The following is a 12,946-nucleotide window of genomic DNA, read 5'->3' as shown; positions in this document are numbered from 1 at the left end:
ATGAGTCATACTGGTCGCAGCGCTCGAAGTTCGGGATTGAGCCTGACACGGATCGCCCGAACGCGAGCGAGCGCTTCGGCCGGAGGGACCCCAAGCGCGATGAACGTCTGAGCCGCCAGGCCAAGTCCTGCAGCCTGGCTCTCTGGGAAAATGTGGGTGGCGCCCGCCTTCACGAGTGGCCTGAGCCCCCGGTCGTCCCTGGTGCTGACGAGGACGGGGACCGCAGGGTTGAGCTGCCGCACATGCCGGACAAGCTCCTCCAGCCGAGCCTCGCTGTTCAGAAGGCAGACCACGGCTCCCGCGTCCTCGACGCCGGCAGCTTCCAGGACACCGTAGCGGGTGGCGTCACCGAAGATGACCGGATGTCCCTCGCGCTGCGCGATCCGAAGCCGATCCACGTCTCGCTCGATCGCGATGTAGGGAACGCCGCTGGCTTTCAGCACCTTACCAACGAGGCGCCCCACAGGCCCACAGCCTGCCAGGACGACGTGGTTCCGCAGATTTCCTTGCGCCCCCCCGATCATCCCTTCGGGATCACCCGCGATCTCAGGCGCAGCGATGACCTCGGTCACGATGCGCCGATTGAACTGGATCAGGAAAGGGGCGAGGAAAATGCTGACCGCGGTTCCGGCCATTGCAGGTTGCGCCACCTCCTCGGGCAGCAGGCCGCCGCCAATCGCCTGCATCAGGATGAGCAGCGAGATCTCGCCACCATGGGCAAGGATGAGGGCTGTCCGCAACGCCGAGCTGCGCTCGGCGCCGCTTAGCCGCACGAGGGCGAAGACGATAGCGAACTTCACAAGGACGAGCACGAGCAGCGCACCGGCCGTGGCCACAGGTTCGGTGATAACGATGGACCAGTCCACGCTCATGCCGATCGTGAGGAAGAAGAGGCCGAGGAAAATGTCGCGTAGCGGACGGAGCTCGTCTGCGAGGTGATGGCGATAGTTGCTCTCGGCAACGACCATGCCGACGATGAAGGCGGCAACCGCCAGCGAAAGCCCGATCGACTCCGCAATCAGCGCGACGCCCGCCACGAGCCCGAGCCCGGCCAGCATCAGCGGCTCGTTCGAGCGTGATCGGGCGACCCAGTCAAAAATCCGGCCGATCGTCCGGCGGGCGAAGAGGGCCGCCCCGGCAAAGATGACGACAGCGGCGCCAAGACGCAGCAGCAAAGGAGCGAGGTCGTGCTCAGCACCCGAGGCCATCGCACCGACGAGCAGCAGCGCCGGCAGTGCGGCCAGATCCTGAAACAGCAGGATCCCGGTCGTCGTGATGCCGTGGGCCGTTGTGACTTCCTCCTGATCGAGCAGCTGCTTGTGGATGATCGCGCTCGACGAATGCGCCAGCGCAAATCCCAGTATCAGCGATGCGGTCAGGGAGAGCCCTGCCAGGAGAGCGGCGCCTGCAACCAACGAAGCAGTCAGGCTCACCTGAAGCAGGCCAACCACGAAGACCAAACGCCGCGCGGCGACGATGCGGGGCCAGGAGAACTCGAAGCCGATGACGAACATCAGCGCGGCGATGCCGAGCTCGCCCAGGAAACGGGTGCCCTCGTTCGCGGCGACCAGATGCAGCCCGTATGGGCCGACGAGCGCACCCGCAAAAAGATAACCGGCGATCGACGAAAGCCGCAACTTCGTGAAGAGGGCGACGAACGCCAAAGACGCAAGGATGAGGATCACGGCATCGGCGAGAAGATGGTGAAGCATGGCTCGTACACCTCTCGCCTGATCAAACCGCTTTCGAGCTCGCGAAGATCGAAGAGTCGCGAGAATCCTCTAGAGGGTCCATCCGGGCGGATCGCTCGCCGGAAACGATTCGATGATCGCCTCGTCGACAGGGTCCAGATCGTCGGCCCCCGCTTCTTCCTCGATCATATCCTCGCCGGCCTCTGTTTCCGGCTTTTCGTCTTCGGCACGTTCGTCCCGCGCCTTGGGAGTCGGCATCGTCTTTCTCCTTCAGCAAAGCCGCGCCGCGACTAGGGGGCGGGCCGTTCAACTGGGTATTCTCTCCATCGTGCGAGAAGGAGAACTGATTCAGATCAGCCAGTGGATGTTTTGCGGTGTGGGGATGCACCGAGCGGCTCTCGCCGCCCGGTGCTTTTCCGCGGGCGCCTCCAGGAGAGCACCGGCTCCCGCGGCAATCGGCGGATTCAGGCCCGCCGAAGCTTGAAGCCAAGCCCCAGAAGGACCACGCCGGCGAAGATCGCGTAGGAGCCGATCACCCATGCGGCCGAAGGCAAGGTCGTGAGGGGATCGAGGACCAGCAGGATGATGATCACGATCCCGAGAACGACGGAGAGGGCACCTGAGAGCCCCATCAACCACTCGCCGCTGATCTCCTTGCGCAGGCTCGTTGCTGCGACAATCTCGAGGGTGCCGGTCACAATCGCCCAGATCGCCAGCATGACAAGCGTGACGAGAGCGTAGCCAACGGTCATGACCTCGGGCATCAGCACGAACAGGACCGCAGTCGCGATGCCGATGATCCCGCGGATCACGTAGGCCCACCAGCGCTCCTCCTTACGCCGGGCGCCGCGCACCGCCGCGACCATGGAAAGGATTCCATCGGCACCGGCATAGGCGGCGAATACCATCGCAAAGGCGAACAGGGCGCTGAGCGGGAACAGGAAGGATACCACGCCAAGCGCCAGCGCGAGGACACCGCGAAAGACGATCCATCCCCAGTTGCGGCGCAGTGTCCCCAACATCGGCTGGCTGACCGCTTCGGGCTCGTCGGAAACGGCGTTGATCTTAACTCGAACCACGAAAGCCTCCCTTTTCTGCGGGCCGATAGGACGGCGACGCGACGTCGCTATGCTCGCTGACGCTCCCCGATCAGGTTCAGCAGCAGCTGGAACAGGTTGATGAGATCCAGATAAAGGGACAGCGCCCCCATCACGGCCAGCTTCTCGCCGGATTCGGTGCCCGCATAGGCGAAGTATTGGCTCTTCAATCGCTGGCTGTCCCAGGCGGTCAGGCCGGTGAACACCAGCACGCCGATGATCGAAACGGCGAACTGCAGCGTGTCGGAGGCGAGGAACAGGTTGATCAGGCTCGCGATGATGACGCCGACAAGCCCGACCATGAGGAAGGTCGACCAGCGCGAGAGGTCGACATTGGTCGTATAGCCCCACAGGCACATCGTCGCGAACAGGGCGGCGGCCGAGAAGAACGCCAGCGCGATGCTGGTGCCGGTGAACACCAGGAAGACGCTGGCCAGCGACAGTCCCATGATGGCCGCGAATGAATAAAAGGCGATCCGCGCAGTGTTGGCGCTCATTTGCTCGACGCGGAAGGAGAAGAACAGGACGAAGGCGAGCGGCGCCAGCATCACGACCCATTTGAGGGGCGTGTTGAAGATCGGTTGATAGAGAGCTGGGGTGCTGGCGACGAGGGAGGCGACAAGCCCGGTAAGGACCAGTCCCAGGGCCATCGTGCGATAGATACCAAGCATGTAACGGCGAAGACCGGCGTCGTAAGCCACCGCGCGCCGCGAGGCGCCGTGCAAATCCGCGCCAGAACTTTCAATTGGCGTGTTCATCTGCAAATCTCCAACGGATGGTGCAGCGATCGAGGAAGCACGTGCGGGTCCGGCCTTGCGCCTTCCGACACGGTCCGGGAGCAGTTCGCGGCGTTCCGGACCTTTGAAGGCTCGTCGAGCGCTGCACAGCGCCCGCGTCCACGATCGGCAGGGGCCATCGCGTCACCCACCTTTGGAGCACTGAACCAAGCGAGATCACGGGCTGTCCGTCCTTGCCGAAGTCTTGCGGTCCTCTTGAGCAGTGCCGTAGCGAATCGGCCGCAATCGCCCGCTGATCTACATCACCTCGTCGCCGCGACTCTCGAGGCAATGTCCGCTCGTGCGCTGCGCGAACGTGCATGCGCATTGGCACTCACATGGGTGAAGTGCCAGGAACGTGCGGCAGATCTCTTGATGGTCGAAAGTCGTCTTCCTAGCTCTGCCGAAACCGACCGTTCCCCGCGAACGGGAGGGTCATCACATCATGATCTGCTTTGGAGGTAATGCATGCATTTCCGTCCCCTGCACGACCGTGTCGCCGTGCGTCGCATCGAAGCCGAGGAAAAGACGGCCGGCGGCATCATCATCCCCGACACTGCCAAGGAGAAGCCTCAGGAGGGCGAGGTCGTCGCCGTCGGGCCCGGCGCCCGCGACGAGACCGGCAAGCTCGTCGAGCTGTCCGTCAAGGCCGGCGATCGCGTCCTTTTCGGCAAATGGTCCGGCAGCGAGGTCAAGATCGACGGTGAGGAACTGCTCATCATGAAAGAGAGCGACATCCTCGGGATCGTCGAGACCGAAGCGTCGTCGAAATAGGGCGGCGTACCCACAGAAATCCACGCGAACATAGGAGGAAACGATACAATGGCTGCAAAGGAAGTCCGTTTCTCGACCGACGCGCGTGACCGCATGCTGCGAGGCGTCGACATCCTCGCCGATGCGGTCAAGGTCACGCTCGGGCCGAAGGGCCGCAACGTCGTGATCGACAAGAGCTTCGGCGCGCCGCGGATCACCAAGGACGGGGTCACGGTCGCCAAGGAGATCGAGCTCAAGGACAAGTTCGAGAACATGGGCGCACAACTGATCCGAGAGGTCGCGTCCAAGACCAATGATCTCGCCGGCGACGGGACCACGACCGCGACCGTGCTCGCCCAGGCGATCGTCCGCGAGGGCGCCAAGGCGGTCGCCGCCGGCATGAACCCGATGGACCTGAAGCGCGGCATCGATCTCGCCGTCGGAGCCGTGGTCGACGATCTCAAGGCGCATGCGCGCAGGATCAGCGCGAACAGCGAAATCGCCCAGGTTGCCACGATCTCCGCGAACGGCGACACCGAGGTCGGCCAGATCCTTGCCGAGGCGATGGAAAAGGTCGGCAACGAAGGTGTCATCACCGTCGAGGAGGCAAAGAGCCTCGCGACCGAGCTCGAAGTCGTGGAGGGCATGCAGTTCGACCGCGGTTATCTCTCGCCCTATTTCATCACCAACCCCGAGAAGCTGCGGGTCGAGCTGGAAGATCCGTACATCCTGATCCACGAGAAGAAGCTCTCGAACCTGCAGGCGCTGGTGCCCCTGCTCGAAAAGGTAATCCAGTCGGGCCGCCCGCTGCTGATTATCGCCGAGGACGTCGAGGGCGACGCGCTGGCTACCCTGGTCGTCAACAAGCTGCGCGGCGGGCTCCAGGTCGCGGCCGTCAAGGCGCCGGGCTTCGGCGATCGGCGCAAGGCGATGCTCGAGGACATCGCCGTCCTCACCGGCGGCAATGTCGTCAGCGAGGACCTCGGCATCAAGCTCGAGAACGTCACCGTCAACATGCTCGGTCGCGCCAAGAAGGTGGTGATCGACAAGGACGACACGACGATCATCGATGGCGCCGGCCAGAAGTCGGACATCGACGGCCGCGCCGCGCAGATCCGCCAGCAGATCGAGACGACCACCTCCGACTATGATCGCGAGAAGCTGCAGGAGCGGCTCGCCAAGCTCGCCGGCGGCGTCGCCGTGATCCGTGTCGGCGGCGCCACCGAGGTCGAGGTGAAGGAGAAGAAGGACCGGGTAGACGATGCGTTCCACGCCACGCGCGCTGCGGTCGAGGAGGGCATCCTGCCCGGAGGCGGCATCCCGTTGCTGCGCGCGGTCAAAGCGCTGGAAAGCCTCTCCGCGGCCAACGACGACCAGAAGGCCGGGATCGAGATCGTCCGCCGCGCCTTGAAGGCGCCGGCGCGCCAGATCGTCGACAATGCCGGCGAGGACGGCGCCTACGTGGTCGGGAAGCTCGGCGAGGGATCGGACTACAACTGGGGCTTCAACGCTGCCACAGGCGAGTATGAAGATCTCGTCCGCGCCGGCGTGATCGACCCTGCCAAGGTCGTGCGCACCGCTCTTCAGGATGCGGCGTCGGTTGCAGGGTTGCTCATCACGACCGAGGCGCTCGTCGCGGAGCTGCCGAAGGACGAAAAGCCGGCGCCGGTTCCCGCGATGGACTATTAAAGGATTGGGGGCCGCAAGGCCCCCATCCGAACACCCAGTGCCTTTCGTCTAGGCGGTGTCACCGCTCGCGCTCGCCGCCGCCCGGATTTCGGCAAGTTTCGCGGCCAGTTCGTCCTGCCGAAAGGGCTTCATGAGGCGCGGAAAGTCCGGAGTGATCTCGCTGCTCTCGGCATAGCCCGAGACGATCAGGACGGGTGTGCGCGCGCGCAGCGCGCGGCCGAGGGCAACGCCCGACATCCCTGTCATCAGATGATCGGTGACCACGACGCTCGGGTTCATGCCGCACTTCACCAGCTCCAGGGCGTCCTCCGCCGATTTCGCCTCGGTCACCTCATAGCCGATCGCGGAAAGCATCTGGCTGATGCTCGAGCGGACGAGATCGTCATCGTCGACAAGAAGGGCGGTTCCCTCCTGGGGCAGCACTCCCTCGATCTTTGGCGCCGCGCGCTGCGGGGTCTCCGTCGACACGGGAAGGAGAATCTCCACCCGGGTCCCTGCATCGGGAGCGGTCGTGATCGTGAGGGTTCCGCCGAGTTGCCGCGCAAGGCCATGCGCCATCGAAAGGCCAAGCCCTGTCCCCTTGCCCAGCCCCTTGGTCGAAAAGAACGGCTCCACGGCTCGCTTGGCCGTCTCCTCATCCATACCGATCCCGGTATCCGAGACCGCGAGGCTGATATAGCTGCCGGCGCTCAGGCCCTCATCATTTTCCGCGCTGAGATGCCGGGCAGATGCCGAGATGCGGAGCGTGCCCCCTTCGGGCATCGCGTCCCTCGCGTTCACGCAAAGGTTGAGGAGCGCCATCTCGACCTGGTTGTGATCGGCGCGTGCGGAAGGCAGCCCTTCCGGCATCTCGATCACCAGGCTGATTCTTGGCCCGATCGTCGATCCGACCAGTTCGGCCATGCCGCGCACCAGCGTGCCGATATCGACCGCGCGGAGCTGCAACGGCTGCTGCCGCGCGAAGGCCAGCAGCCGCTGCACGAGCGCCCTCGCCCGCTCGGCCGACTGTATGGCACCCTCGATGAGGCGGCGCTGGCGCTCCGTGCCAACTCCGCTGCGACTCAGGATGTCTAGCCCGCCCACCATCGGCGTCAGCAGGTTGTTAAAGTCGTGGGCGACGCCGCCGGTAAGCTGACCCATCGCCTCGAGCTTCTGCGCCTGACGGAGCGCCTCCTCGGCACGCTTGCGGTCGGTGATGTCGAGCGCTTCCACGATGAGTGCCAGCGTATCGCCTTGCGGACCACGCATCGGCCGCATGCCCACGTCGAACGAGCGCGGGCCGATCGGAAGATGGATGGTCAATTCTTTTTGCAAACTCACGCCCGCTGCGACGCGCAGCACACCAGCCTTCACGGCGTTGTGGAGGTCGGGCGAATGCGCGAACCACGGGGTCTCCCAGAGGAGCTTGCCGACCACATCCTCGAGCCGCGCTTCGATCCCCGCCAGCGCCGTGGCGTTCGCGTCGAGGACGGTCCCATCGAGATCGATGAGCAGCTGATATTGATTGTTGGTCTGGAAAATCGCCCGCATCCGCGCTTCGCCCAACGTTAGCTCGGCGGTCCGCTCCTCGACCTTGCGCTCAAGGGAGCCGGCGAGGCTACGCAGCTCCTCGAGGCGCGCGCGTGCCTCATATTGCCGGCGGCGGGCGCGCAGCGCCGCGCGCGCCAGGCTCATGAGGGTAGTCGGATGGAAGGGGCGTTCGAGGAAGCTGACGTTCCCGAGCCGCTCCAGCAAGCGGGAAGCCTCGGGGTTGCGTTCGAGCCCGCTGCCCTGGTGCACGAGCAGAACGAACGGAAAATCGGACCATTCTGGCTGGTCCGCGATCCATGCCTGTAGCGACCCGGTGTCGGCACCGATCAGCGCCTCCGAGGTGACCACCGCGAGGCCTGCGCCTGCCCGGATCTCCTCGACCAGCCGGGCGACCGAGGGACATTCGAGCGCGGTGATGCCCGCGTTCGCCAAAACGGATGCGGCGACGTCTGCATCCCGGCCGAAAGGCGCGAGGATCAGCGCGCGCTCGGAATGTTCGGGCATCAATGGCGTTCTTCGATCAGCTCAGGTGCATCCCCGAAGAGGCTGCACACGCCGCGCGCCATTCCCTGGAACGAGACCAGCGCTTCGCCGATCCGGACCCCTTCGGCGCCAATGCTATATTCGCGAATGGTGTCTTCATGCGCACCGGTTCGCTTCTTCACGACCGAAATCGCCCGGCGAAGACGGCCGCGGGCCTCGAAGTAGCGCAGCATGATCACCGTGTCGGCGAGATAGGTGACATCGACGGGAGATTGCGTATTGCCGACCAGCCCGCGCTGCGCGATGGTGACGAACGTCGTTGCGCCCTGGCGGTTCAGATACTGCAGCAGCTCGTGCATGTGCAGCACCAGGGCGTTCTCGCCCGGCATCGCGGCCTGGTAACCATTAAGGCTATCCACCACCACCGTCCTCGCGCCATTCTCCTCGACGCATTTCCGGACCCGCGCTGAAAGCTCTCCGGGGGTGAGCTCGGCGGCGTCGATCTGCTCGACCTGCAAGGCACCGGCGTCCATCATCGCGATGATGTCGATTCCAAGCCCTCTTGCCCGTTCGGCCAGGAGTCCGACCTCCTCGTCGAACACGAACAACGCCGCCTTCTCTCCTTTCTTCACGGCCGCAGCGACGAACGTCAGCACGAGCAGAGACTTCCCCGTTCCTGCAGGGCCCAGGATCAGCACGCTCGATCCACGCTCCAGACCACCCCCCGTCAGCGCGTCCAGTTCGGCGATCTCGGTCGTGACCTTGTCGCGCTCGAAGCTGGACCGGTGCTCGGCCGAGATCAGGCGCGGAAATACGCGGGCGCCGCCTCGTTCGATGACGAAGTCGTGATAGCCGCCGCGAAAGCCTCGCCCGCGATATTTGGCGACCCTGATCCGCCGGCGCTCCGGACCGTATTCTCTTGCGAGCTCCTCCAGGCAGACCACACCATGCGCGACGCTGTGAACGGTCTTGTCTTCGGTCTCCGTCGTCATGTCGTCGAGCATCAGCACGATCGTACCCTGGCCCGCGAAATAGTGCTTCAACGCGAGGACCTGTCGCCGGTAGCGAAGCGAGCTCTGCGACAGCAGTCTGATTTCCGAGAGGCTGTCGAGGACCAGCCGGTCGGGCTTCGATCGCGTGAAGGCTTCGAATATTCTCCGGGTCGTCTCCACCAGCTCGAGGTCCGACGAGTAGAGCAAGCTCTGCTGCTGCTTCTCGTCAACGAGGCTATCGGGGGAGATCAACTCGACGATCTCGACGCCGTCGAGCGCCCACCCGTGCGCTGCGGCGGCGGCGCGCAGCTCTTCCTCGCTTTCGGAGAGCGTCAGATACAGCACCTTCTCTCCGTTCCGGGCCCCTTCGAGCAGGAACTGCATCGCGACCGTGGTCTTGCCCGTTCCCGGCAGGCCCTCGAGGAGAAAGACTCTGCCGCGGCTCAACCCTCCACCGAGGATGTCATCAAGGCCCGGCACTCCCGTTCCAGCAGGTTCTTCGCTATTCATCGTACAACTTGCCCCCTTCGAGCATGGGTTCCCCCGACCGTTCTGCGCGACCCTCGCTGCCTGACGACGTATGGCGGGGCAGGAGCGAGCCTCGTTGAACATGCCGACAAAGCACCCAGCGATGCCTGGATTGCTGGCCCACGGCGCCCCGCCAGAAAGGGTGCCGGATCAGAGATGTATTCGTCGCTGAGCTAGATCAGTCAATCATGCAGGTGCCGGTCAGCCGCTACCCTGCTCGAGGAGCCTGGCGAGCGTTACCCGCCCGCCTGTTCCCCACTGAGCCGATCACCTCCCCCACAGTTTCTCGCCGCGAAGACAACCGCTCGTGGCACTTTACCCCGCCGGTAAAGTGCCACAGCTGTTCATCCCCGGGCTTCTCGCATCGGGAAATTGTCGGATCTAGTCGTCAGAAGACGCACGACGGGCGGCTCACCTTGCCAAATTTTGCCAAACTGCGTATCTAGAACGCCATGAGCACGATGAACATCTCGCTGCCCGACACCCTCAAGGCATTCGTGGACGAGCAGGTCGCGGGCCGCGGCTACGGCACAAGCAGCGAGTATGTCCGCGAACTCATCCGCAAGGACCAGGATCGCCAGCGGTTGCGCCGGCTGCTGCTCGACGGTGCCGAATCTGCCCCGGGCGATCCAGCGGACGACCCGTATTTCGAGGGGCTGCGCGCGCGGGCTCGCCGCACGGCATGACCGCCAAGCGGGTCGTTCCGCGCGAACAGGCTCATCGCGACGTCGAAAACGCTATTGACCATTATGCGCGCGAGGCCGGGCCGGAGATCGCGCTTCGCTTCGTGAATACGCTCGAAGCAGCTTACCGCATGATAGGCGAGCAACCCGGGATCGGTTCCCCGCGCTACGCACATGAACTGGCCCTGCCCGGTCTGCGACATCGCCGGCTCGCCCGCTTTCCGTGGCTCGTCTTCTACGTTGAGCGGGACGATCACATCGATGTCTGGCGCGTGCTCGACGCGCACCGCGACATCCCGGCCTGGCTTGACGATCCCGAAGGCGATGACCGCACATCGCGCTGAGGTCGAGCACGCCAGGCGCTTTCTGAAGACTCCGCAGTCGCGAAACTCGATGCGCGAAACCTCGGAAAGTCCGACCTACCGCAAGAAGGGGGATTCACATGGGAATCAAGATGTGCTTGATTCGTTCTCATGTTCCAGCCGGACTTCTTCGCCGCCGCCACCGATGCGGATCGATCAGCATCGCAGGACGCACCCGCGCTGGACCTGCCGGCTCTTCTCGATCGCCTGACGGCGGTTTGCGAACGCCCACGCTATAGCTTCATGGTGCTCAATCTGATCGCGCAGGCGAGCACACAAAGCGGCTCGGCCGGCCCCTACGTCCGTGACGGGGACCGCCAGGTGCCGGTGCGGGACTGGCTCTGCGATGCCCTCGCTCCGGTCGCCCGGCGGGATCCCCGCCGTCTTGCGATCGCAAGGAAAGTTCGATCGGAGCTCGAGCAGCGCAATGAGCTTCCATCCGACATAGCCGCCGCCGAACAGCTGATCGCCGCGGAGGTTCAGAAGCGAATCCGTCTCTCCGGGCGCACGAACGTGAGCCGAGCGGTTTCGGAACTCGTCAGGGCCGGCTTCGTGCGGCGGCACTATCAGGGCTACCGCGTCGACCATCACAACCGCGGTGCCCAGCGCCAGGCTGTCTACACGGTCACCGACGAGGTGCGGCGCGCGCTTCATCCGCGGTAATGAGCTTGGCGAAAGACTATCCGGCGGCTGCCTGAAGCCCTTGGACAAGCAGCCACAATCGCCGTCAGGGCCCGACGTCAGCCGCACGTGTCTTCACCCGAAGGCCCGTGCTTGCCGGGAAGCCGAGCGCGCTCGCCACGCGATCATTCCATCCATAGGGATCGGAGCGCACCACCGGCTCGCCTGAATCGTCGAAGAGCACCGTCTGGTAGAGCATGCGGACCGGTACGGGTTGCGGCAGCGCGACGTAGCTCTCCTTGCCCGTGGCGCGGGCCCGGTGCCATTCGGCATCAACGCCCTGATCGCGTGCGAGCATCTCGGCGAAGCCAAGAGCGTCCTCGACGCGCACGCAGCCATGGCTGCGCTGCCGCTGCACTTCGGAGAACAGCGCCTTGGCGGGCGTGTCATGCAGATAGATGGACTGCTCGTTCTGCATGTCGAATTTCACAAGCCCAAGCGCGTTCTTCGGACCCGGCTGCTGGACGATCCAGCCATCCTTCCACACCATGTTGTTGCGACGGAGATAGCCGGCGCCCTTGCCGGCGAGCTCCTTGCGCTGGATCGAGCGCGGCACGGTCCAGGTGGGGTTCGCAACCAGCCGCAGGATCGGCGATCCAAGCTGCGGGGTCGCGGTCTCCGGTTCGCCGACAACCACTTTGCGCGTGTCGACGAGCTTGCCGTCGCGCCAGTAGGCCAATCGGGCGGCGGCGAGATTGACATCGATGCGGGTCGCCGGCGGGTTTCTCTCGAGCCACCGCAGCCGCTCCATGTTGACTGCGATCGCACGCGCTCGGTCCGCGTCCGAGAGATTCAGGATCTCCAGCGCATCGGTTCCGATCATCCCATCGGGATCGATGCCATAGTCAGCCTGCATCCGCTTGACCGCAGCCACCATCGGCGGCGTATAGACAGCGCCGGCGGCGGCCTTGTCGAGATAATCGAAGGCTACGAGCTGCGCGGCGATAGCCGGTATGCGCGGATCGCTCTTGCCCGGTTCGATGGGCTTGCCCGCGTCCGGTATCGGCGTGGGAGGCGCGTTGCTCGACTTTCGAAGCGCAACATAGGCCTGCGACAGCCTGCGGTAATTCTCGTCCCCCGGCGCCAAGCTCTCCAGCCACTCGTCCAGCTTTCCTTCCTGCATCGCGCGCGCAAGACCCGCCCGAAGATCAACTTGCGGGCGTGGGACGGTGTAGATGTCGAAGAGCTTTGTCGGATCGGCCGCCCCGCGAGCCAACGTGCCCGCATATGCGAGCGCGGCCTTCGTCAACGCCGCGTCGCGACCCGCTGTGCCCGATCGCTGCTCGAGCGGAAACGGCAGGCGGTCGAGACCGTGAGCCGCACGGGCCTCCATGGCTTTCCTGAGCTGGCCCACCAAAGCCTCGGTCCAGGCTGGTTGGGAAACCGTTCCCCCAGCCTCATGCTGACTCGATGGATTGGTGCGAACCTCGCATGCAGACAGGCCCAGCGAGCCGGCCAGCAACAATGGAACGGCCACATTCACGCGCACTATCATCCCCTTCTAATCGAACCGCAACGCGGCAAAGGCGGTTCCGCTCCGAAGTCCGTCGACCGGCATCCAGGTTCACGAAACGCGCCTCGGCTATGGGCGACCCCTGACAGTTTCACCCCCTCCCCCCCACTGCCATGATTTCGTCTCCGTCGATGCGGTCGTGGCACATCAGCAGCCAGTGCGCGACAC

The 12,946-nt window shown here is 64.6% G+C and carries 12 protein-coding genes; 5 read left to right on the top strand and 7 right to left on the bottom strand.

Going from position 1 to position 12,946, the window contains the following annotated elements:
* Positions 1–5: 5 nt before the first annotated feature.
* From SP6_RS13840 to SP6_RS13830, 4 genes are all read right to left on the bottom strand, one after another.
* Positions 6–1,712, bottom strand: coding sequence for a cation:proton antiporter domain-containing protein (locus tag SP6_RS13840; protein ID WP_007406580.1), 1,707 nt, complete (start codon positions 1,710–1,712; stop codon positions 6–8).
* Positions 1,713–1,781: 69 nt separating this feature from the next.
* Positions 1,782–1,949: a hypothetical protein gene (locus SP6_RS21015; protein WP_007406597.1), complete on the bottom strand. Its 168-nt coding sequence runs from the start codon at positions 1,947–1,949 to the stop codon at positions 1,782–1,784.
* Between the two features lie 206 nt (positions 1,950–2,155).
* The gene (locus SP6_RS13835; RefSeq protein WP_007406577.1) at positions 2,156–2,770 is read right to left on the bottom strand and encodes an HdeD family acid-resistance protein; all 615 of its coding nucleotides are present in this window, start codon (positions 2,768–2,770) and stop codon (positions 2,156–2,158) included.
* 47 nt (positions 2,771–2,817) lie between these two features.
* Positions 2,818–3,546 (bottom strand): Bax inhibitor-1/YccA family protein, encoded by a 729-nt coding sequence (locus SP6_RS13830; RefSeq protein WP_037569795.1) that lies wholly within the window; start codon positions 3,544–3,546, stop codon positions 2,818–2,820.
* A 486-nt stretch (positions 3,547–4,032) separates the two neighbouring features.
* Here SP6_RS13830 and groES point away from each other — a divergent pair, with 486 nt between their 5' ends.
* The gene (gene groES, locus SP6_RS13825; RefSeq protein WP_007406608.1) at positions 4,033–4,338 is read left to right on the top strand and encodes a co-chaperone GroES; all 306 of its coding nucleotides are present in this window, start codon (positions 4,033–4,035) and stop codon (positions 4,336–4,338) included.
* 48 nt (positions 4,339–4,386) lie between these two features.
* Complete coding sequence (gene groL / locus SP6_RS13820) at positions 4,387–6,006, top strand: chaperonin GroEL (protein ID WP_007406588.1); 1,620 nt, start codon at positions 4,387–4,389, stop codon at positions 6,004–6,006.
* A gap of 48 nt (positions 6,007–6,054) precedes the next feature.
* Here the strand turns inward: groL and SP6_RS13815 are convergent, their stop codons facing one another.
* Both SP6_RS13815 and SP6_RS13810 read right to left on the bottom strand, forming a co-directional pair.
* On the bottom strand, positions 6,055–8,040 hold the full coding sequence (locus tag SP6_RS13815; RefSeq protein ID WP_007406594.1) for a PAS domain-containing hybrid sensor histidine kinase/response regulator family protein: 1,986 nt from the start codon (positions 8,038–8,040) through the stop codon (positions 6,055–6,057).
* A complete protein-coding gene (locus tag SP6_RS13810) occupies positions 8,040–9,521 on the bottom strand; it encodes an ATPase domain-containing protein (RefSeq protein WP_037569798.1) in 1,482 nt (493 codons plus the stop codon). The genes SP6_RS13815 and SP6_RS13810 overlap by 1 nt, the downstream gene beginning before the upstream one ends.
* Before the next feature lie 470 nt (positions 9,522–9,991).
* On the opposite strand from SP6_RS13810, the gene SP6_RS13805 reads away from it, so the two are divergent.
* The 3 genes from SP6_RS13805 to SP6_RS13795 all read left to right on the top strand — a co-directional run bounded on the left by SP6_RS13805 (position 9,992) and on the right by SP6_RS13795 (position 11,247).
* Positions 9,992–10,225: a type II toxin-antitoxin system ParD family antitoxin gene (locus SP6_RS13805; RefSeq protein WP_037569801.1), complete on the top strand. Its 234-nt coding sequence runs from the start codon at positions 9,992–9,994 to the stop codon at positions 10,223–10,225.
* Positions 10,222–10,566 carry a type II toxin-antitoxin system RelE/ParE family toxin gene (locus SP6_RS13800; protein WP_007406611.1) on the top strand — a complete coding sequence of 115 codons (345 nt, stop codon included), beginning with the start codon at positions 10,222–10,224 and terminating at the stop codon, positions 10,564–10,566. The genes SP6_RS13805 and SP6_RS13800 overlap by 4 nt, the downstream gene beginning before the upstream one ends.
* A gap of 129 nt (positions 10,567–10,695) precedes the next feature.
* Positions 10,696–11,247, top strand: coding sequence for a hypothetical protein (locus tag SP6_RS13795; protein ID WP_007406600.1), 552 nt, complete (start codon positions 10,696–10,698; stop codon positions 11,245–11,247).
* A gap of 64 nt (positions 11,248–11,311) precedes the next feature.
* Here the strand turns inward: SP6_RS13795 and SP6_RS13790 are convergent, their stop codons facing one another.
* The gene (locus SP6_RS13790) at positions 11,312–12,760 is read right to left on the bottom strand and encodes a L,D-transpeptidase family protein (protein ID WP_037569803.1); all 1,449 of its coding nucleotides are present in this window, start codon (positions 12,758–12,760) and stop codon (positions 11,312–11,314) included.
* Between the last annotated feature and the right edge of the window lie 186 nt (positions 12,761–12,946).

It is taken from the genome of Sphingomonas paucimobilis NBRC 13935, from assembly GCF_000739895.2.
GTDB lineage: Bacteria > Pseudomonadota > Alphaproteobacteria > Sphingomonadales > Sphingomonadaceae > Sphingomonas > Sphingomonas paucimobilis.
Note: the sequence above shows the minus strand (reverse complement) of the source record. Positions and strands in the feature narration are given on the sequence as shown.